At 41.6% G+C, this 20936-nt stretch carries 24 protein-coding genes; 22 read left to right on the top strand and 2 right to left on the bottom strand.

The features are described 5' to 3' along the window. Positions 1-8 precede the first annotated feature (8 nt). The 17 genes from rplF to BUC10_RS14545 all read left to right on the top strand — a co-directional run bounded on the left by rplF (position 9) and on the right by BUC10_RS14545 (position 12744). Positions 9-551, top strand: a complete 543-nt coding sequence (rplF, locus tag BUC10_RS14625; RefSeq protein ID WP_073180994.1) for a 50S ribosomal protein L6 — start codon at positions 9-11, stop codon at positions 549-551. 11 nt (positions 552-562) lie between these two features. Further along, complete coding sequence (gene rplR / locus BUC10_RS14620; protein ID WP_073180992.1) at positions 563-916, top strand: 50S ribosomal protein L18; 354 nt, start codon at positions 563-565, stop codon at positions 914-916. Between the two features lie 7 nt (positions 917-923). After that, positions 924-1448, top strand: coding sequence for a 30S ribosomal protein S5 (gene rpsE, locus BUC10_RS14615; RefSeq protein ID WP_073180990.1), 525 nt, complete (start codon positions 924-926; stop codon positions 1446-1448). A gap of 12 nt (positions 1449-1460) precedes the next feature. Beyond that, the gene (gene rpmD, locus BUC10_RS14610; RefSeq protein ID WP_055397075.1) at positions 1461-1640 is read left to right on the top strand and encodes a 50S ribosomal protein L30; all 180 of its coding nucleotides are present in this window, start codon (positions 1461-1463) and stop codon (positions 1638-1640) included. A gap of 12 nt (positions 1641-1652) precedes the next feature. After that, entirely contained in the window at positions 1653-2105 is a 453-nt protein-coding gene (gene rplO, locus BUC10_RS14605) for a 50S ribosomal protein L15 (protein WP_073180988.1), read from the top strand. A gap of 11 nt (positions 2106-2116) precedes the next feature. After that, on the top strand, positions 2117-3460 hold the full coding sequence (gene secY, locus BUC10_RS14600) for a preprotein translocase subunit SecY (RefSeq protein ID WP_073180986.1): 1344 nt from the start codon (positions 2117-2119) through the stop codon (positions 3458-3460). A gap of 92 nt (positions 3461-3552) precedes the next feature. Then, entirely contained in the window at positions 3553-3768 is a 216-nt protein-coding gene (infA, locus tag BUC10_RS14595) for a translation initiation factor IF-1 (RefSeq protein WP_014031991.1), read from the top strand. Positions 3769-3772: 4 nt separating this feature from the next. Then, the gene (ykgO, locus tag BUC10_RS14590; protein ID WP_013621733.1) at positions 3773-3889 is read left to right on the top strand and encodes a type B 50S ribosomal protein L36; all 117 of its coding nucleotides are present in this window, start codon (positions 3773-3775) and stop codon (positions 3887-3889) included. Positions 3890-3891: 2 nt separating this feature from the next. After that, positions 3892-4266 carry a 30S ribosomal protein S13 gene (rpsM, locus tag BUC10_RS14585; protein WP_073180984.1) on the top strand — a complete coding sequence of 125 codons (375 nt, stop codon included), beginning with the start codon at positions 3892-3894 and terminating at the stop codon, positions 4264-4266. 102 nt (positions 4267-4368) lie between these two features. Further along, positions 4369-4761, top strand: coding sequence for a 30S ribosomal protein S11 (gene rpsK / locus BUC10_RS14580; protein ID WP_073180982.1), 393 nt, complete (start codon positions 4369-4371; stop codon positions 4759-4761). Between the two features lie 101 nt (positions 4762-4862). Next, positions 4863-5468: a 30S ribosomal protein S4 gene (gene rpsD, locus BUC10_RS14575; protein WP_073180980.1), complete on the top strand. Its 606-nt coding sequence runs from the start codon at positions 4863-4865 to the stop codon at positions 5466-5468. 18 nt (positions 5469-5486) lie between these two features. Further along, entirely contained in the window at positions 5487-6479 is a 993-nt protein-coding gene (locus BUC10_RS14570; RefSeq protein ID WP_073180978.1) for a DNA-directed RNA polymerase subunit alpha, read from the top strand. A 61-nt stretch (positions 6480-6540) separates the two neighbouring features. Next, complete coding sequence (gene rplQ / locus BUC10_RS14565; protein WP_073180976.1) at positions 6541-7044, top strand: 50S ribosomal protein L17; 504 nt, start codon at positions 6541-6543, stop codon at positions 7042-7044. Positions 7045-7141: 97 nt separating this feature from the next. Next, entirely contained in the window at positions 7142-8254 is a 1113-nt protein-coding gene (gene carA, locus BUC10_RS14560; protein WP_073181068.1) for a glutamine-hydrolyzing carbamoyl-phosphate synthase small subunit, read from the top strand. Between the two features lie 117 nt (positions 8255-8371). Continuing rightward, complete coding sequence (gene eno / locus BUC10_RS14555) at positions 8372-9664, top strand: phosphopyruvate hydratase (RefSeq protein WP_073180973.1); 1293 nt, start codon at positions 8372-8374, stop codon at positions 9662-9664. Between the two features lie 120 nt (positions 9665-9784). Next, the gene (locus BUC10_RS14550) at positions 9785-11320 is read left to right on the top strand and encodes a glycogen synthase (protein ID WP_073180971.1); all 1536 of its coding nucleotides are present in this window, start codon (positions 9785-9787) and stop codon (positions 11318-11320) included. 140 nt (positions 11321-11460) lie between these two features. Next, complete coding sequence (locus BUC10_RS14545; protein ID WP_073180969.1) at positions 11461-12744, top strand: citrate synthase; 1284 nt, start codon at positions 11461-11463, stop codon at positions 12742-12744. 56 nt (positions 12745-12800) lie between these two features. On the opposite strand, the gene BUC10_RS14540 is transcribed toward BUC10_RS14545, so the two are convergent. Continuing rightward, positions 12801-13265 carry a hypothetical protein gene (locus BUC10_RS14540; RefSeq protein WP_073180968.1) on the bottom strand — a complete coding sequence of 155 codons (465 nt, stop codon included), beginning with the start codon at positions 13263-13265 and terminating at the stop codon, positions 12801-12803. Between the two features lie 288 nt (positions 13266-13553). On the opposite strand from BUC10_RS14540, the gene BUC10_RS14535 reads away from it, so the two are divergent. Next, positions 13554-14468, top strand: coding sequence for a dimethylarginine dimethylaminohydrolase family protein (locus tag BUC10_RS14535; protein WP_073180966.1), 915 nt, complete (start codon positions 13554-13556; stop codon positions 14466-14468). Positions 14469-14481: 13 nt separating this feature from the next. Here BUC10_RS14535 and BUC10_RS14530 read toward each other — a convergent pair whose 3' ends face one another. Beyond that, positions 14482-15513, bottom strand: a complete 1032-nt coding sequence (locus tag BUC10_RS14530; protein ID WP_073180964.1) for a LacI family DNA-binding transcriptional regulator — start codon at positions 15511-15513, stop codon at positions 14482-14484. A gap of 340 nt (positions 15514-15853) precedes the next feature. On the opposite strand from BUC10_RS14530, the gene BUC10_RS14525 reads away from it, so the two are divergent. From BUC10_RS14525 to BUC10_RS14510, 4 genes are all read left to right on the top strand, one after another. Next, entirely contained in the window at positions 15854-17698 is a 1845-nt protein-coding gene (locus tag BUC10_RS14525) for a sodium:solute symporter family protein (protein ID WP_245812839.1), read from the top strand. A gap of 1 nt (position 17699) precedes the next feature. Beyond that, a complete protein-coding gene (locus BUC10_RS14520; protein WP_073180962.1) occupies positions 17700-18653 on the top strand; it encodes a DUF4434 domain-containing protein in 954 nt (317 codons plus the stop codon). 10 nt (positions 18654-18663) lie between these two features. Then, entirely contained in the window at positions 18664-19818 is a 1155-nt protein-coding gene (locus BUC10_RS14515; protein ID WP_073180960.1) for a n-acyl-d-glucosamine 2-epimerase, read from the top strand. An 89-nt stretch (positions 19819-19907) separates the two neighbouring features. Continuing rightward, complete coding sequence (locus BUC10_RS14510; RefSeq protein ID WP_245812838.1) at positions 19908-20933, top strand: glycoside hydrolase family 10-like protein; 1026 nt, start codon at positions 19908-19910, stop codon at positions 20931-20933. Positions 20934-20936 lie beyond the last annotated feature (3 nt).

Raw genomic sequence — 20936 nt, 5'->3', positions numbered from 1 at the left:
GAAAAGAAATGTCTAGAATAGGTAACAATCCAATTACAGTTCCAGAAGGTGTCACTGTTGAAGTGAAGGAAAATGTAGTTACCGTAAAAGGTAAATTGGGGGAACTTTCCCAGGAATTTTCTGGTATTGCAATCAAAGTAGAAGACGGAAGTGTTCAACTTGAAAGACCATCAGATTCCAAAGAGATTAAGGCCAAACACGGTTTATATCGTGCATTGGTATCCAATATGGTGGATGGTGTTTCCAAAGGATGGACCAAGGAATTGGAATTGGTAGGGGTTGGATATAGAGCAAGCAACCAAGGACAAAAATTGGATTTGGCCCTTGGATTTTCGCACAACATTGTGATGAACATTGCTCCTGAGGTGAAGATTGAGACGATTTCCGAAAAAGGAAAGAACCCTATCGTAAAATTAACATCGCACGACAAGCAGTTGGTAGGCCAAGTGGCCGCCAAGATTCGTGGTTTCCGTAAGCCAGAGCCTTACAAAGGAAAAGGAATCAAGTTTGTTGGTGAACAACTAAGAAGAAAAGCAGGTAAATCAGCCTAATTAGTAAGACTATGGGATTATCTAAGACGGAAAGAAGATTACGAATCAGAAGAAGAATCAGAAAGGTTTCTTTTGGTACTGAAGCTAGACCAAGATTGTCTGTTTTCAGAAGTAACAAAGAGATATATGCTCAATTGATCGATGACAACAAAGGGATTACCTTGGCGGCTGCATCATCAAGAGATAAAGATGTTGATGCAAAAGGTACCAAAAGCGAGGTGGCTGCCCAAGTGGGTAAGACCATAGCCGAAAAGGCAAAGAAGCTTGGTGTCGAGGCAGTAGCTTTCGATAGAGGTGGAAACCTGTATCACGGAAGAGTAAAATCATTGGCAGAAGGAGCTAGGGAAGCAGGACTTAAATTCTAATAAAACTATGTACCAGAAATACAAAAACGTAGAAACAGTTAAACCAGGTGGACTTGAATTGAAAGACCGTTTGGTTGGTGTCCAAAGGGTAACCAAGGTTACCAAGGGTGGTAGAGCATTTGGTTTTTCCGCCATTGTTGTTGTTGGTGATGAGAACGGTGTTGTTGGTCATGGTTTGGGTAAGTCCAAAGAAGTAGCCACGGCCATTGCCAAGGCCATTGAGGATGCCAAGAAGAATTTGGTAAGAATTCCTTTGAACAAGGGAACTTTACCGCACGAACAAAAAGGGAAATACGGCGGTGCAAGAGTTTATATCCAACCTGCATCCCATGGTACCGGAGTAATAGCCGGTGGAGCTGTTAGGGCGGTATTGGAAGCCGTTGGTGTACATGATGTGCTGTCAAAATCCCAAGGTTCTTCAAACCCTCATAATGTGGTAAAAGCTACATTTGATGCCCTTTTGCAATTAAGAGGTGCACAGACAGTTGCGAATCAAAGAGGAATTTCTTTGGAAAAAGTCTTTAAAGGATAATAAGAGGATATTATGTCAAAGATTAAAGTAAAACAGGTAAAAAGCGCCATCAAAAGGACCCAAAACCAAAAAAGAACTTTGGAAGCTCTTGGTTTGCGCAAGATAGGTCATGTTGTTGAACACGATGCAACGCCTAATATCCTTGGAATGATTAATAAGGTAAAACACTTGGTTTCCACTGAGGAAGCTTAATATATAAGATACATGGAGTTACATAGTCTTAAACCAGCAGAAGGCGCTGTACAAAAGGAAGGAAAACGTGTAGGTAGGGGAGAAGGCTCCGGTAAAGGAGGAACTTCCACCCGTGGCCACAAAGGTGCCAAGTCCAGATCTGGTTATTCCAAAAAGATTGGTTTTGAAGGTGGACAGATGCCTTTGCAACGACGTGTTCCCAAATTTGGTTTCAAGAACATCAATAGAAAGGAATACCAAGGTATTAACTTGAACAAGCTTCAAGAGTTGGTGGATAAGGGAATCGTGAAGAAGGAAGTAACCTTGGAAACTTTGGTTGAAAACAGGTTAGCACACAAAAACGACTTGGTAAAGATTTTGGGGAACGGCGAATTGAAAGCTTCCCTGAAAGTATCTGTACATAAATTTACTGCTTCCGCAAAAGCCGCTATTGAAGCCGCTGGGGGCGAAGCAATAAGTTTATAAGGAAAAGAAGCATGAAGAAATTTGTTGAGACCATATCAAATATTTGGAAGATAGAAGAGCTAAGGCAACGCATTATTGTTACCCTTGGCTTACTATTGGTATACCGTTTTGGTGCCCAAGTGGTGCTTCCAGGTATTGATACTTCCCAATTGGCACAATTGACCTCAAATACAGAGAATGGTATCTTGGGGATTCTTAATGCTTTTACAGGTGGTGCATTTGCCAACGCGTCGGTTTTTGCGTTGGGAATTATGCCCTATATCTCGGCCTCCATTGTGGTGCAGTTGATGGGAATAGCCATTCCCTATCTTCAAAAACTACAGAAAGAGGGAGAAAGTGGGAGAAAGACCATCAACCAAATTACACGATGGTTGACTATTGCTATTTGTATTGTTCAGGCACCGGCATACCTTTTTGGTTTGGGAGCCCTGGGAGTGCCAGATAGTGCCTTTGTATTGGGCAAAGGTTTGGATTTCATTATTCCTGCAGTGATTATTTTGGTGACAGGTTGTGTATTTGCCATGTGGTTGGGTGAAAAGATTACGGACAAGGGTATCGGTAACGGTATTTCTTTGTTGATCATGATCGGTATCATCGCTACTATGCCACAGTCTTTTGTTCAAGAGTTTATCTCAAGGACTACTAACAACACTGGTGGAATCATGTTTATGTTGATTGAGATCATCATTTGGTTCCTTGTTATTTTGGCCAGTGTGCTCTTGGTGATGGCGGTACGCCAGATTCCTGTGCAATATGCCAGGAGAACAGCTTCGGGCGGATACGAAAAGAACATCATGGGGTCTAGACAATACATCCCACTAAAATTGAATGCTTCCGGAGTTATGCCAATTATTTTTGCCCAAGCAATAATGTTTGCACCAAGTTTGATTGGAAGAACATTCAACGATACCGCAGTAGGACAATGGATGGAAGTTCAGTTTGCTGATATTTTTGGTTTGGCCTATAATATTTTGTTTGCTGTATTGATCATCATCTTTACCTACTTCTATACTGCGATCACTGTTCCTACGAACAAGATGGCGGACGATTTAAAAAGAAGTGGTGGTTTTATTCCTGGAATCAGACCAGGTAAGGAAACCGGCGATTACTTGGATAAGATCATGTCCTTGATAACTTTGCCAGGTTCAGTTTTCTTGGCATTGTTGGCCGTATTGCCTGCGGTAGTGGTTAAGTTGATGGATGTGCAGGCAGGATGGGCTTTGTTTTATGGAGGAACATCCCTACTGATTATGGTAGGTGTTGCAATAGATACGGTACAGCAAGTAAATTCGTACCTACTGAACAGACATTATGACGGTTTGATGAAAACCGGAAAAAATAGAAAAGTAGCATAAAGAAGAAGTTAGAAGCTAGAAGTTAGATGTTAGACTTAGGATTTTGAAAGGCTTTAACGGATAACTAATAACTGAAAACTAATAATTAAAATATGGCAAAACAGCCAGCAATAGAACAAGACGGAACAATTATAGAGGCATTGTCAAATGCTATGTTCCGGGTAGAATTGGAAAATGGGCACGTGGTTACGGCGCACATCTCAGGGAAAATGCGTATGCACTACATTAAATTGCTTCCTGGGGATAAGGTGAAGTTGGAAATGAGCCCTTACGATTTAACAAAAGCAAGAATTACTTACAGATACTAAGACGATGAAAGTAAGAGCATCAATAAAGAAGAGAAGCGCCGAATGCAAGATAGTTCGCAGAAAAGGCAGATTATACGTAATCAACAAAAAGAATCCTAGATTTAAACAAAGACAAGGGTAATTATGGCAAGAATTGCAGGGGTTGATATACCCAAACAAAAGCGCGGAGTAATTTCACTTACCTACATTTACGGAATTGGTAAGAGTAGGGCCCAAGAGATTTTGGAGACAGCCAAAGTAAGTGAGGACACCAAAGTTTCTGATTGGAACGATGATGAAATCGGAAGAATCAGGGAAGCTGTTTCCTCTTACACTATTGAAGGGGAACTTCGCTCAGAAACCCAGTTGAACATCAAGCGATTGATGGATATAGGTTGTTACCGTGGAATTCGTCACAGATCAGGATTGCCACTTAGAGGTCAACGTACCAAAAACAACTCTAGGACAAGAAAAGGAAAACGTAAAACAGTTGCCAACAAGAAAAAGGCGACCAAATAATAAGTAAAGTAGTCATTAGTCTTTAGACGTTAGAAGAATCTGTTTGAAATGTAAAAGTCTAGGATTCCAATAACTAAGAGCTAACACTAAAAACTAAAAAATATGGCAAAGGCAAATACAAAGACAACAAAGAAGCGTAAAGTAGTCGTAGAGTCTACAGGTGAGGCCCACGTTACCGCTTCCTTCAATAACATCATCATTTCTTTGACCAATAAAAAAGGAGACGTGATTTCTTGGTCATCCGCTGGTAAATTGGGTTTCAGGGGTTCTAAAAAGAATACCCCCTATGCTGCCCAAGTAGCTGCTGAGGATTGTGCCAAGGTAGCGCATGAAGCTGGTCTAAGAAAAGTAAAGGTTTATGTAAAAGGACCTGGAAACGGAAGGGAATCTGCAATTCGTTCCATTCACAATTCAGGTATCGAGGTTACAGAGATCATTGATGTTACACCACTTCCGCACAACGGTTGTAGACCTCCAAAAAGAAGAAGAGTTTAATTAATCATAATTCGGCCCGTTAGGGTCTTCACAAAGAAGGTGCACAGAGATTATCGAAGGATAAGCCTTAATTCATAATCGCACTTTCAAAAAACTAGAAGATGGCAAGATACACAGGACCAAAATCAAAGATCGCTAGAAAGTTTGGAGAAGCGATTTTCGGAGACGATAAAGCCTTCGAAAAGAAAAGTTACCCTCCAGGACAGCACGGAAACAACAGACGCCGTGGTAAAAAGTCTGAATATGCAATCCAGTTGATGGAGAAGCAAAAGGCAAAATATACCTACGGTATATTGGAAAGACAATTTAGAAATTTGTTTTCCGAGGCCAAAAGACGTGAAGGTGTAACCGGTGAAGTATTGCTCCAGTTATGCGAGTCACGTTTGGACAACGTAGTCTACAGAATGGGAATTGCCCCTTCAAGACGAGGTGCCAGACAGTTGGTTTCGCACAGACATATTACAGTAAATGGTAATGTGGTAAACATTCCATCCTATTCCCTTAAGGCCGGTGATGTTGTAGGTGTAAGGGAAAAATCAAAATCGGTTCAATCCATCCAGGATTCCCTTGATTCCAATAGCAGTGTTTATGAGTGGATCACTTGGAATTCTGATAAGAAGGAAGGAACCTATGTTGCAGTTCCAGAAAGACTTCAGATTCCTGAAAACATCAAGGAACAACTAATCGTCGAGTTATACTCTAAATAAAAACAACATTAATCCGATATGGCATTACTTAATTTTCAGAAGCCCGATAAAGTTATAATGATAGATTCAACAGATTTCGAAGGGAAATTTGAATTTCGCCCTTTGGAACCTGGATACGGATTAACAGTTGGGAATGCGCTGAGAAGGGTTTTACTTTCCTCCTTGGAAGGTTTTGCAATCACTTCCGTGCGTATTGATGGAGTTGAACATGAATTCTCTGTTATTCCAGGCGTTGTTGAAGACGTTACAGAAATCATCTTGAACCTAAAACAAGTTAGGTTCAAAAGACAAATTGACGACGTGGAGAGCGAAACTGTTTCCGTTTCCGTTAGTGGAAAAGAGCAGTTGACCGCCGGTGATTTCCAGAAGTTCATTTCAGGATACCAGGTACTTAATCCCGATTTGGTGATTTGCAACATGGATCCGAAGGTGAGCATCAACTTGGAGGTTATTATTGAAAAAGGTCGTGGTTACGTTCCTGCTGAGGAAAACAAGAAATCCAATGCTCCTTTGGGAAGTATTGCGGTTGATTCTGTGTACACCCCAGTGAAGAACGTAAAATACAGCATCGAAAACTTCAGGGTAGAGCAAAAGACCGATTACGAAAAATTGATTTTCGAAATCGTTACTGACGGTTCCATCCATCCAAAAGATGCTTTGACCGAGGCTGCCAAAGTATTGATTCACCACTTTATGTTGTTCTCCGATGAGCGGATTACATTGGAAGCTGATGAAATCGCGCAGACCGAGACCTATGATGAGGAATCATTGCACATGCGTCAGTTGTTGAAGACCAAATTGGTAGATATGGACCTTTCCGTAAGGGCATTGAACTGTTTGAAAGCTGCCGAAGTTGATACTTTGGGAGATTTGGTTTCCTTCAACAAAAACGATTTGATGAAGTTCCGAAACTTTGGTAAAAAGTCTTTGACCGAGTTGGAGGAATTGGTTATCAATAAAGGCCTTCAGTTTGGAATGGACCTTTCAAAATACAAATTGGACAAGGATTAATTAATCATATTTTGCTCCCCTTTACAAAAAGGGTTTGGTAGCAAGATGATAAAATAATGATATGAGACACGGAAAGAAATTTAATCACCTAGGTAGAACAGCAGCCCACAGAAAGGCAATGTTGGCCAATATGGCCTGTTCCCTGATAGAACACAAGCGAATCAACACCACAGTTGCCAAGGCCAAGGCCCTTAAGCAATTTGTAGAGCCGTTGATCACCAAATCTAAAACGGAGAACAACCAGACTACTGAGAAAGGTACCCATAACAGAAGGGTAGTTTTCAGCAGCCTTAGAAACAAGCATGCAGTAACCGAGTTGTTCGGTGCGGTGGCAGAAAAGGTAGGGGATAGACCAGGCGGATATACCAGAATCATTAAGTTGGGTAACCGATTGGGAGACAACGCTGATATGGCCATGATTGAATTGGTAGACTTTAACGAGTTGTACAACGCAGGCAAACCTGCCAAGAAATCCACTAGAAGAAGTAGAAGAGGTGGAGGTAAAAAGGCAGAGCCGGTAGCTCCGGTTGCTGAAACAAAAACAGCAGACGATTCAGAAGAATAACAATATGTTATTAACTATTAGATAATTGGAAAAAGGATAAGTGAAAACTTATCCTTTTTTTATGTTTTTTTGTCAAACCGAAATTTTTAAGACCTATATGAAGTATCACAAAAAGAAAAAGGCATTAGTATTATTGGCAGACGGTACAGTGTTCTACGGAAAAGCCGTGGGTAACAGGGAAGGTACCGCTGTAGGCGAGGTTTGTTTCAATACCGGGATGACCGGTTATCAAGAGATTTTTACAGACCCCTCTTATTTTGGGCAGCTTATGGTGACCACCAATGCCCATATTGGAAACTATGGAACACACAAGGACGAAGTGGAATCAGACTCCATCAAGATTGCCGGGCTCATTGTAAAGAACTTTAGCTATGAGTATTCCCGACCCGATGCTGATATAAGCCTTTTGGAATTTTTGGAAAAAAACAACCTCTTTGCGATTTCTGATGTTGATACAAGAGCCTTGGTCAGTTATATTAGGGATAACGGAGCCATGAATGCCTTGATTTCTACACGCGTGGATGAGTTGGATGCACTTAAGGAAGAACTGAAAAAGGTGCCAAGTATGGTAGGCTTGGAATTGGCTTCCAAAGTGTCGACTGAAGAACCCTATTACTACGGGGAGGAAAATGCCAAGTTTAAGATTTCTGCACTTGATATCGGTATCAAGAAAAATATTCTACGCAATCTGGCCAAACGCGGGGCCTATGTAAAAGTATTCCCGTACAACACGCCTTTTAAGGAGTTGGAAGCCTGGAACCCTGATGGTTATTTTATCTCCAATGGCCCCGGTGACCCTGAACCTTTAACCGAGGCCATTTCGACGGCGAAAGAGATGATCGAATCGGACAAGCCTTTGTTCGGTATTTGCTTGGGGCATCAAGTATTGGCATTGGCCAATGGAGTGTCCACCTACAAAATGCACAATGGTCATAGGGGTATTAACCACCCCATTCTCAATTTGGTCACCGGGAAAGGTGAAATCACCTCCCAAAACCATGGATTTGCCATCAATAGGGAAGAGACAGAGGCCAATAAGGATTTGGAGATTACACACTTACATTTGAACGATAATACCGTGGCTGGAATCAAAATGAAGGATAAGGATGTTTTCTCGGTACAGTACCATCCGGAAGCAAGTCCGGGACCACATGATGCCGACTATCTGTTCGACCAGTTTTTTGATGCCATCAAGACAAGCCGCAACTAAAACGTTGTAGTTTATTTTTAGGTTATTATCAGTGTTTTATGAGGGTTGTCATGGAGCAAAACATGCTACCTTTTGTATCTTTGGCAAATTAATTTCAACCATAAATTTTAAGTTCACATGAGCATTATCATCAACATTCATGCAAGACAGATTTTAGATTCTAGAGGTAACCCTACCGTAGAGGTGGACGTGATTACCGAAAACGGGATTTTGGGAAGGGCAGCGGTACCTTCTGGTGCTTCTACAGGTGAGCATGAGGCCGTTGAACTTAGGGACGGAGGAGACACCTTTATGGGTAAAGGTGTTGGACAAGCCGTGAACAATGTAAATACCACTATTGCAGAGGAGTTGGTTGGAACCTCGGTTTTCGAACAAAACCATATTGATGAGACCATGATAGCTTTGGATGGCACACCAAACAAGTCTAAGTTGGGAGCAAATGCCATTCTTGGAGTTTCTTTGGCCGTGGCAAAGGCTGCTGCCAATGAGCTGGGGATGCCGCTGTATCGTTATGTTGGGGGTGTAAGTGCAAATACACTTCCGGTTCCCATGATGAACATCATTAATGGAGGATCCCACTCGGATGCACCGATCGCATTTCAGGAGTTCATGATCATGCCTGTAAAAGCCAAAGACTTTAGTCATGCCATGCAGATGGGAACGGAAATTTTCCATAATCTAAAAAAGGTGCTTCATGATAGAGGTCTGAGCACAGCAGTTGGAGATGAAGGAGGATTTGCACCAACCTTGGAAGGTGGTACCGAAGATGCCCTTGACACCATTGCGAAAGCTGTCGACAAAGCAGGATACAAATTAGGGGATGAAATCATGATTGCCTTGGATTGTGCTTCTGCGGAGTTTTATGTGGATGGCAAATATGATTATACAAAATTTGAAGGTGATAAGGGTGTAGTGCGCACCTCTGAGGAGCAAGCACAGTATTTGGCCGACCTTTGTAGCAAATATCCCATCATTTCCATTGAAGATGGAATGGATGAGAATGATTGGGACGGTTGGAAGGTATTGACCGAAAAAGTTGGAGACAAGGTTCAACTTGTAGGAGATGATCTGTTTGTAACTAATGTGGAGCGTCTTTCCAGAGGTATTGAAAATGGCATTGCCAACTCCATTCTGATCAAGGTGAACCAGATTGGAACCCTAACAGAGACCATTGCTGCCGTGAACATGGCAAAAAATGCTGGGTACACTTCGGTAATGTCCCACAGGAGCGGTGAAACAGAAGACAATACCATTGCCGATTTGGCGGTAGCTTTGAATACGGGACAAATTAAGACCGGTTCCGCTTCGCGTAGTGATCGTATGGCCAAGTACAACCAATTACTTAGAATTGAGGAGGAATTGGGAAGTACAGCATATTATCCACAGGAAAAAGCTTTCAAAGTAAAATAATTCATAATGTTTTTTTAGCATAAGCAAAGCCTTTCCCAAACGTGAAAGGCTTTTTTTTGCTTCCGAAATAAACTTTGGTTAACTTAATTGAATTAATCCAAACCAAACAAACTTAACGCAATGAACAATTTTGTTTTTGTGGCAGCCGAAAACGATGCCTTGGCCAATTGTAAAGCAGGAGGAATGGGAGATGTGGTCCGGGATGTTCCACGGCAAATATCGGAACGCGGGGATAAGGTCCATGTGGTTGTCCCTTCCTACGGAAGATTACATCATGGCGGACTTTTCAAGACCAACCTGAATTTTAATCTACGGGGCCTGCCCTATGCAGCTGAGTTGTACGAGGTGCAACCCAAAAAGGAATTTCCCAATATTGTACATTATGTAATTCACCACCCAGAAATTGAGGCTGGTGATATCGCCCATATTTATCACAATGACCCGGAGGAGCCTTTCTATACCGATGCGATAAAGTACTTCATCTTCAATACGGCCATGGCCGAAGCAATTAAGAAGGGCGCATTTGGCAAGGTGGATATCATTCATATGCACGACTGGCACTCGAGTCTCCTATTGTTTCTTAGAGAATACCATGAGGATTATGGTGGCTTAAAAGACATTCGAACAGTATATAGCATCCATAATTTGGCCATTCAAGGGATCAGACCTTTTGAGGATAATTACTCCTCGGTACGGAATTGGTTTCCTGATGTGGTGTTCGATTACCGGACTTTGATGGATTATCGCTATCAGGATTGTATCAACCTTATGGCAGTGGGGATTCGTTTTGCCGATGCTGTTCATACTGTATCCCCTTCCTACAAAAAAGATGTGATGCTGCCCAGCTCACCACCAGAATTTATTGGCGGAGAGGGTCTTGAAGAAGATTTGCTCAAGGCAGATGAAGAGGGAAGACTCTTTGGAATCCTTAATGGATGTAATTACAAAAACATAAATAAGGAGGAAAAGGGCTTTATCTACAGGAATACGGTTAAGGCATTGTTTAGATGGTTACAAGAGGAATCCAAAAAATATAAGGCCGATTTTTTAGCCCATACCGGAGAGAAAATCATGGAGTATGTGGACAATCGCCCCAAATTTATCGTTTCCAGCGTGGCCCGGCTTACGGAGCAAAAATTCTATTTTTTTAGAAGATCACCGGAGGCATTTGTGGAAATTCTGAAAAAGCTGGAAAAGGTGGACGGTATTTTTATGCTTCTAGGTACAGGTGCGCCCGAATATGAAGAACTGTTTAGAAAACTGAGCTACGAGCATAAAAACTTCATATTTACAAATGGTCAGTCAGAAAATCTGATAGATTCCATTTACTTGGAGTCAGATCTCTATTTTATGCCGAGTTTGTTTGAACCTTGTGGCATTAGCCAGATGTTGGCCATGAGAAATGGAAATCCATGTTTGGTGCACCATACAGGGGGGCTCAAGGATACAGTAAAGCACATGAAAACGGGATTCAGTTTTGATGGCGATACGTACGACGATAAAATTAAAAGTATGTTGGATGGTTTTGACCTTGCTTTGGATGTCTATAAAAACGACAAGCCCACTTGGAAGAAAATCCAAACAGCTGCCAAAAAAATGAGGTTTACCTGGAAAAAATCGGTTGACAACTATTACAAGGAACTTTATAATTTTTAGGCGTCCAAACCTGTTGGAAACTTAACATTTATTTGTGCTTTTGCCCATTGAGAAAGAGCGCGCAGAAATTGTTAATGGTTTTGCTTTTTCGTAATTTTCACCTTCTATTTTATTAATCTATTAATCTATTAATCTTAAATATGTCGGACAAAGCTGTACTGGAATATGGTGGTGAAAAATATGAATTTCCTGTTATTGAAGGTTCTGAAAATGAACTTGCTATAGATATCAAAACCTTACGATCTTCAAGTGGAATGGTAACAATAGACCCGGGTTATAAGAACACCGGTTCTTGTGAAAGTGCCATTACCTTTTTGGACGGAGAAAAGGGAATTTTACGTTACCGCGGATACTCCATAGAGGATTTGGCCGAGAAAGCAGATTTTTTAGAGGTGGCCTACCTCTTAATTTTCGGGGAACTACCCAATAAAGAACAGCTTGCCAATTTCCATAACGACATAAAGGAAGAGTCCCACGTGGATGAGGAAATGAAGAAGATTTTGGATGCTTTTCCAAAATCTGCGCACCCAATGGGTGTTTTATCCTCTTTAACGAGTGCCTTGGTAGCCTTTAATCCTACTTCGGTAGATGTGTCTTCGGAAACGGCAATGTACCATTCCATCGTGCGTATTTTGGCCAAGTTCCCAGTACTGGTGGCTTGGACACAACGCAAGAAAAAAGGACTTCCTTTGGACTATGGTGACGATTCGTTGGGTTATGTGGAGAACATTCATAAAATGATGTTCAAAAAACCCAACCAAGAATACAAACGTGACGATATCGCAATAGATGCGATAGACAAACTATTGATTTTGCATGGGGATCATGAGCAAAATTGCTCTACTTCTACAGTTCGAATCGTTGGATCTTCGCATGCCGGCCTTTTCGCTTCGTTGTCCGCAGGCATCTCTGCACTTTGGGGACCACTTCATGGTGGAGCCAACCAAGCGGTTTTGGAGATGTTGCAGGCCATCCAGGAAGATGGTGGCGATACCAAAAAATATATGGCCAAGGCCAAGGATAAAAGCGACCCCTTTAGGTTGATGGGGTTCGGACACCGCGTTTACAAGAACTTTGACCCGCGAGCTCGCATTATTAAAAAAGCTGCAGATGAGGTTTTGGGCAATTTGGGAATAGATGACCCTATTTTGGATATTGCCAAAGGTCTTGAAAAAGAAGCATTGGAAGATGAATACTTTGTAAAACGCAAACTATATCCAAATGTGGATTTTTATTCAGGTATTATTTATAGAGCTTTGGGGATACCTACAGAGATGTTCACGGTAATGTTTGCACTGGGTAGATTGCCTGGATGGATTGCCCAGTGGAGAGAAATGCGTTTAAGAGGTGAGCCAATAGGAAGACCTAGACAAATCTATGTCGGTGAAAACCTTAGGCCTTTCATTCCCGTTAAAAAGAGATAAAAGACAACACGTAATTAGTAAACAAAAAACGGCCTTTGAGCCGTTTTTTGTTTGAACTAAGGTTGGGGGAGATGGTTTGAGTCCTGGTTTAACGACTTATCCAAATTGAAACAGACTTTCATGGCACCTGCGAGATAATAAGCTCTGACTCCAGAAAGCGTCTCCTGGCTCATTTCGGTTTTGTAACGTTCATACTCGGAATGTAAAAAGTCGTGGGCGTCAATGGCGTTAAGGTTTTCTATAGTGACTTCTAGAGAGCGTTGATAATTTTCCAAACTTTTATCGATGCTCTTAACCGGGAGTTTGGTGGTTTTAAAGTTTGTTTCAAACACTTGCTTGGTGAAGGAATCCAGCTCAGAACCATTGATGCAATCTGAATATTTGTTGCCGTACTCCTTCATGTCCATGGAGCTCACATTTTCTGTGTTGGAAGGGGATATTTTGTTAGAAAATGAGTTTAGTGACCATGCTCCAAGGGCAATAATCATAATAGAGAAAAAGAGAATGGCTGCCTTTTTCATAATCCTGTGGATTTTCTTCAAATAAAAGTAGTAATACCATAGAAATTATTTACATTTTTAACGCTTAAAATTTAGCTTTTTTTCAATTTAAAAAGTTGAATATCAGTTATTTAAAAAGACAAGGGTTTTTGGATAATCTTGCTGTTGTAAAACCCTTTTACGAATTATTATTTTTCTGAATTTGCAAATGGAAAATTGCAGGCAAAGCACTAGTTTTGCCTTAGAATTTTTAGGGATTTCCTTCTATGGGATACGAATTGGGATTCCTTTTCTAGAAAATGAAATGAAATGATGCAATTGCATATTGAAGATGAGACCAGCTCCTTAAAGGCGGTAATTTTGGGAACTGCAGAAAGCTGCGGGCCAACACCCACCCCGGAGCAGGCATACGATCCAAAGTCTCTTGAGCATATTTTGGCAGGTACTTATCCCCTGGAGGCCGATATGGTAAAGGAAATGGACGCCTTTGCCGAGGTTTTTGCAAAGCATGGAGTTAAAGTGTATAGGCCTACGGTGCTAAAGGACTGTAATCAGATTTTTTCAAGGGACATTGCGTTTGTTATTGAGGACCGAATTTTTCACTCTAACATCCTCCCTGATAGGGAAAGGGAATTTGAGGCCATACAGCATGTATTGGATCAGATAGATCCCTTGAAAATTATTAGGCCTCCCGAGGAGGTTCATATTGAAGGCGGGGATGTAATGCCGTGGAATAACTACATCTTTGTGGGGACCTATACCGGAGAAGACTACCCCGATTACATTACTGCTAGAACTAATAAACAGGCTGTGGAGTTCCTTAAGGAACAGTTTCCAAACAAAACGGTAAAATCGTTCGAGCTTCGAAAATCCAATACTAATGCCAAGGACAATGCCCTTCATTTAGACTGCTGTTTTCAACCTGTGGGAAAGGATAAGGCCATTTTGCATAAAAATGGGTTTTTGGTAGAAGAAGAGTACCAATGGTTGGTAGATTATTTTGGGCAAGAGAACATTTTCGAAATTACCAAAGACGAAATGTACCAAATGTTCAGCAATGTTTTTTCCATTTCCCCAGAGGTCGTCGTCTCCGAAAAGAATTTTACCCGACTTAATAATTGGCTGCGGGAGCAAGGTTTTATTGTAGAGGAAATCCCATATGCCGAAATCGCTAAACAGGAAGGGCTGCTAAGATGCAGTACCATGCCTTTGATTAGAAGCTAGGTAGCATTGAAAATTAGAGATAACTTGGCAAATTTTCTGTCAATACAATATCAATAGGAAATAGCTTTTTCTTATCAACGGCTATGTTGTATAGTAAATGGTTTGAAAGATGGTCAATACAGGCATGACCTTGCATTTTTGGGTTCTGGTTTAGAAGCATATTGATAGTGCCTTTCCTTAACAGTTCTATGTTTCTTGGAACCAAGTCATAGCCTATGACCTTAATTTTAGGATGACTACTTAGATATTCCGATAGCAAATGGGTCTTGGAAGTGGTAACATAAACCCCTGCAAAATCAGACATAAATGAATCCAAATTCTTGGATACATTATCAGTGCGGAACGAGATTGTCTCAATTTCAAAATCAGGGATACGTTCGGCGAAGTACTCCCTAAAACCTTTCTCTTTGTCATGTAAATGAATTGCGTGATCGGTATCTACGCCAATATGGGCAATCAGGATTTTCTGTGGTGGATAGGATTTTATAAGATTTTCCATAAGTTGTGCCGCCAGCCTACCGCTCTTCTTATAATCTTGTCCTACAAAGGTCAAATAGTCGACCTCCTCAATAGGAGTATTTATAAATCCAATAGGTATATCTAGCTGTTCAATTTGTGGAAACACCCACTTTAACTCTTCATAATAAATGGGCGCCATCAAAATTGCATTTGGACCTGTCTGCCATGCTTCCATAAGGGTTTTTACAAAACTCTCCTTACTTTTCTGATAGTAAAAATAGTTGAGTTCAATTCCAAACTGACTCCATTTTTTGCCAGCTTCCTGAATTCCTTGGGCGCATTGGTCCCAATAAACATCATGTTGATTGTGCTGTGGTATCACAACAGCTATTGCAAGATTTTTATGCCGCTTCAAAGACCTTGCAATTAGATTTGGTTTATAATCTATTTCCTTTAAAACTTTTTCTACTTTCTCCTTGGCTTTTGCCGAAACCTTGCCCCTATTATTTACCACCCTGTCCACAGTGCCCCTGGAAACTTGGGCGAGTTCAGCGATATCTTGGAGGGTATATTTTTTGGGATGCATGTGCTGGGTATATTGTTTCGGAGATTACATTGGTTTCCTATAGGTGTAAATCAGGCTTTTATGCTATAAAAGTCAAACTGGGCGATTATAAACAGCCAAAAAATACTATCAGAGACAAATTGGGAACCAAAGTAGTAAAGTTGGCATGCAATAGCAATAAATTAAAAATTAAAATCAAATCGAATCATTGAAAATTATTTATCAAATAACTTATTTTATTGTCAATTCTATAAATGTGCTCGTGAACACATTCTATATTGTCATAATCATTTAGATTTGCTTTGACTCAATACTTTTTGATCAATCAAGTTGAACTTGGAAAGGTCAATAACACCAAAACATGCTATTGTCCGGTAATATGGAGATTTCAAACATTGATATTGCAATTGTTCTTGCCTATGTGGTTGGGGTACTTGCTCTTGGGTTCTACCTATCCAAAAAGTCGTCTAAAAACCTAGAGTCTTATTTCTTGGGAGGTAATCAGTTGCCATGGTATTATCTGGGATTAAGTAATGCCTCAGGAATGTTCGATATTTCAGGGACGATGTGGACCGTGGGCATCCTTTTCGTATACGGACTTAAAAGCGCCTGGTTGCCCTGGTTGTGGCCCGTTTGGAACCAAGTCTTCATTTTTGTCTATTTGGCTATTTGGATGCGAAGATCTAATGTAATGACCGGAGCGGAGTGGATTACCTTTCGCTTTGGAGATGGAAAAGGAGCTAAGCTCTCGCATATTATCATAGTTATTTTTGCCGTCATCAGTGTCTTGGGGTTTATCGCTTATTTTTTTGAGGGAATAGGAAAGTATTGCACCTCTATTTTGCCTTGGGACCTGGCTTTTGAATTTTTCGGATATCACGTTTCCTCTGCCAAAAGTTATGCGTTGCTTATATGTGGACTTACCTCCTTGTATACTGTTAAGGGAGGAATGCACAGCGTTGTGGCCACGGAGGTGATGCAGTTTGTAATCATGACCATTGCCTGTATAGGTGTGGGTATCATCGCATTCAATATGGTTGATGCAGGTCAGATTGAAACAATTGTGCCAAATGGTTGGAAGGATTTATGGTTTGGTTGGAACTTGGACTTGGATTGGAGTAATAGTGCCTTTCCCCAGGTAAATTCAAAGATTGGAAAAGATGGATTTGACCTTTTTGGTCTACTTTTTATCCTTATGGTGTTGAAGGGCATCCTTGCATCGACGGCGGGGCCGGTACCAAGCTATGATATGCAACGGATTCTGGCGACGCGTAACGCTGCCGAGGCTGCCAAAATGAGCTTCCTTACCATTTGTGTGCTATACATTCCCAGATATTTTATGATTGTGGGGTTTGCCGTCCTTTCCCTAGTTTACCTAGGACCGGAACTTTCAGCCATGGGTGGTGAAATCGACTTTGAACAAGTGCTTCCTATGGCCATCAATAAATTCCTTCCCGCTGGCCTAAAAGGATTGATGTTGGCCGGGTTTTTGGCAGCATTTATGGGCACCTTTGCGGCATTTGTCAATGCGGCACCTGCTTATATCGTAAACGATATCTATAAGAAATACATCAAGCCAGGCGCTTCGGATAAACGCTTAGTCAACCTGAGCATATGGTCTTCCTTGGCCATGGTGGTGGTAGGAATAATTTTTGGTTTGAACGCCGGATCGCTCAACGAGTTGATCCTTTGGCTTAGTTCAGCCTTGTACGGTGGATATGTGGCGGCCAATGTATTAAAATGGATTTGGTGGCGCTTTACGGGTAACGGCTACTTTTGGGGGATGCTTTTCGGTTTGATTGCCTCCACCGTTAAACTGTTTTTCTTCCCTCAATATGTGGACATTTTTGTCTTCCCCATCATCTTTCTGTTTTCCTTTTTGGGATGCATCATTGGAACCTATTTGGAACCCCTGCCCAATAAGGAAGCCGTGAAAAAGTTTTATAAACAAACACGACCTTGGGGATTCTGGGGACCGATTAAAAGGGAGGTCTTGGCAGAAGATCCAAGCTTTGAACCGAACCAAGATTTTCGTCGCGACAGTTTCAATGTGGTAGTGGGAATCATTTGGCAGATGGCCCAAGTGGTCATTCCCATTTATTTTATGCTGCGCGAAAATACCCAAATGGTGATTTGGTCCGCAGTGTTGATTTTAACAAGTTACTTGCTCAAAAAGTTCTGGTGGGATAAATTAAAGGAAGTTTAGCATGAACGGCGATTTAAAAATCACTGGCACTTTCTTGGACGAGATAAGTCACGATATCCCCCATCAGAATTGGGGTAGGAAGGAGTGGGAGAATGATTTCAGGCACATGAAAAAAATGGGTATAGATACCGTTATTCTGATTCGGTCAGGATATCAAAAGTTTCTTACCTATCCATCGGAATATCTCATAAAGAAAAAAGATTGTTTTAAACCGCCCACAGATTTGGTCAAGCAATTTCTGGAACTTTCGGATGAATTTGGGATGCAGTTCTATTTTGGAACCTACGATAGTGGGGCTTACTGGAGAACGGGAGATATGACCTTGGAACTGGATTCCAACCTGCATGTAATTGATGAGGCCTACAGTACCTATGGTAGTTATAAGAGCTTTAAAGGATGGTACCTAAGCTTGGAATTGAGCAGAAGAACCAAAGGTGCCGTGGATACCATAGCGCGACTTGGAAAACACTGTAAGGAGGTAAGTGGGGGACTACCGGTTTTGATCTCCCCTTGGATTGATGGAAAAAAAGCGGTCATGGCCTCAGAACATGCTATTACCAAGGCAGAAAGCGTGTCTTTGCAACAACATTTCACGGAGTGGAACGAAATATTTGACGGCGTACAGGGCGCTATAGATGTAGTTGCTTTTCAAGATGGGCATGTGGACTATGAGCATTTGGAGGACTATCTTAAACTGAATAAAAAGTTGGCGGATCGCTATGGCATGCAATCCTGGACCAATTTGGAATCCTTTGATAGGGATATGCCCATAAAGTTTATGCCCATCAAATTTGAAAAACTACTACTTAAGCTGGAAGCCGCAAAAAGAGCGGGCTGCGAAAAGGCCATCACCTTTGAATTTTCCCATTTTATGAGTCCCCAGTCGGCGTATGCACAGGCTGGGCACTTGTACAATAGATATATGGAATATTTTGAGAATCTAAACCATAGTTAAAACCAAGTCTCTGAAAAACTACGCCCAACAATATCGCTCAGAACTTCTAGAAGAAATTATCCCATTTTGGGAGAGCTTTTCCGTGGACCGCCAACATGGTGGGTATTTTACCTGTCTCACACCACAGGGTAAGGTGTACGATACGGATAAGTTTGTATGGTTACAGGCCCGTCAAGCTTGGATGTTTTCCAAATTCTATAGCACAATAGAGCAACGTAAGGAGTGGCTGGAGATGGCTGGGAACGGCGTTCAATTCTTAGAAAAGTACGGCAGGGACTCGGAAGGCAATTGGTATTTTTCTCTGGATAAAAAAGGGAATCCGTTGGTCCAGCCGTATAATATTTTTTCAGATTGTTTTGCCGCCATGGCTTTTGGTGCGTATTCCGAGATTACCGGCGATCAAAAGTATGCTGCGATTGCCAAGGAAACCTTTGGGAACATTTTGAAGCGACAACACAATACCAAAGGAATCTACAATAAAAAATTTCCGGGTACACGGGAGCTGAAAAATTTTGCACTGCCCATGATCCTATGCAATCTGTCCTTGGAACTGGAATCGATTTTGGATGCTGGCCAAGTTGAGAACCTTACCAATAACATCTCCAAACAGATTTTGGAAGAATTCTACGATGAAAGCCGGGGTATTGTCCTAGAAAACATCTCAACTGATGGACATTTTGTAGACAGCTTTGAAGGTCGTTTGCTCAATCCTGGACATGCCATAGAGGCGATGTGGTTTATCATGAACATTGGTATTCGCAACAATGATGATCGGTTGGTGAAAAAAGCAGAACGAATCATGTATCAGCAACTGGAATTGGGCTGGGACCATACGCATGGTGGGATTTTCTATTTTCTGGATGCCAAAGGCCACCCCCCGGAAAAATTGGAATGGGACCAAAAGTTGTGGTGGGTACATTTGGAGACATTAGTGGCCTTGGCCAAGACCTATGCCTACAATCAGAGTCCCTTGGCCAAAGATTGGTTTAAAAAAGTTCATGACTATACCTGGAACCATTTTAGGGACCTCGAACATGGTGGTGAGTGGTACGGATACCTGAACAGAAGGGGGGAACTATTGCTGCCGTTAAAGGGGGGTAAATGGAAAGGCTGTTTTCATGTGCCTAGAGCACTACTTGAAATTTCAAAAACACTGGATATCTAACACGGATGATGTATAATATGTCAAGGTTTTATGGGCTTATACTGGTCTTGGTGATTTGTTTGATAAGAACCCCGGCTAACTCACAATCTGTGAAAGGAGTTTGGTTAACCGATGTGGCAAGTAAAGCCTTAGATTCCAGAGAAAGTATTGAAGAGGTAGTCAGGAGGTGCAAGGCTATTGGCCTAGATAATATTTATGTCGTGGTGTGGAATCGGGGATATACCCTTTATCCAAGTGCGATTATGGAGGCGGAATTCGGTAGAAGTGTAATGCCGGGATTTTCAAAGTTTGATATGCTGGCAACCCTTATCGAAGAAGCCCACAAGGAGAGTCTAAAAGTACATGCATGGTTCGAATTTGGTTTTTCCTCCAGCTACCAAGAAGAAGATGGGGGGCACATCTTGAGGAAGAGAACAGAATGGAAGGCGTTGGACAATCAAGGTAAATTGGTGAGCAAAAATGGGTTTCAATGGATGAACGCGTTTCATCCAGAAGTCCAGGAGTTTTTGTTGTCGCTTATTGTGGAAGTAGTTCAAAACTACGACATTGATGGGGTGCAAGGCGATGATAGACTTCCTGCAAATCCCTCCACGGCCGGGTATGATGCATATACGGTAGCTGCCTATAAAAAAGAACATAACGGTGCGTATCCTCCGCAGGATTATAGGAACAGAGCTTGGGTGGATTGGCGGGCCAAGCGGTTGAATCGTTTTGCCGAGAAGATTTTTAAAACGGTAAAGTCGATAAAACCTAAAATAATGGTGACCATGGCACCAAGTATTTTCCCTTGGAGCAAGGAGGAATATTTGCAAGATTGGCCTACATGGGTTGAACATGGTTGGGTTGACCAAATCATCCCTCAGGTCTATCGCTACGATATTGAGGCATATACCAAAACTTTAGCGTCTAATTTGGAGTTTATGCCGGAGAACTGCAAAAATCTATTTGTTCCTGGAGTTCTGCTCAAGGTGAATGACTACCTTCCTTCGGAAGCATACCTCAAAAACATGATCAAAGCCAATCGAAAACTGGGTTTAAAGGGAGAGGTATTTTTCTTTTATGAAGGTTTAAAAGGGCACGATTCCTTTTTCCGAGATAAGTACCCTAAAATGTAAAGT

The sequence above is a fragment of the Flagellimonas flava genome (genome assembly GCF_900129665.1).
GTDB lineage: Bacteria > Bacteroidota > Bacteroidia > Flavobacteriales > Flavobacteriaceae > Flagellimonas > Flagellimonas flava.
The sequence above is the reverse complement of the archived record's forward strand: the minus strand, read 5'-3'. Positions and strand labels throughout refer to the sequence as shown.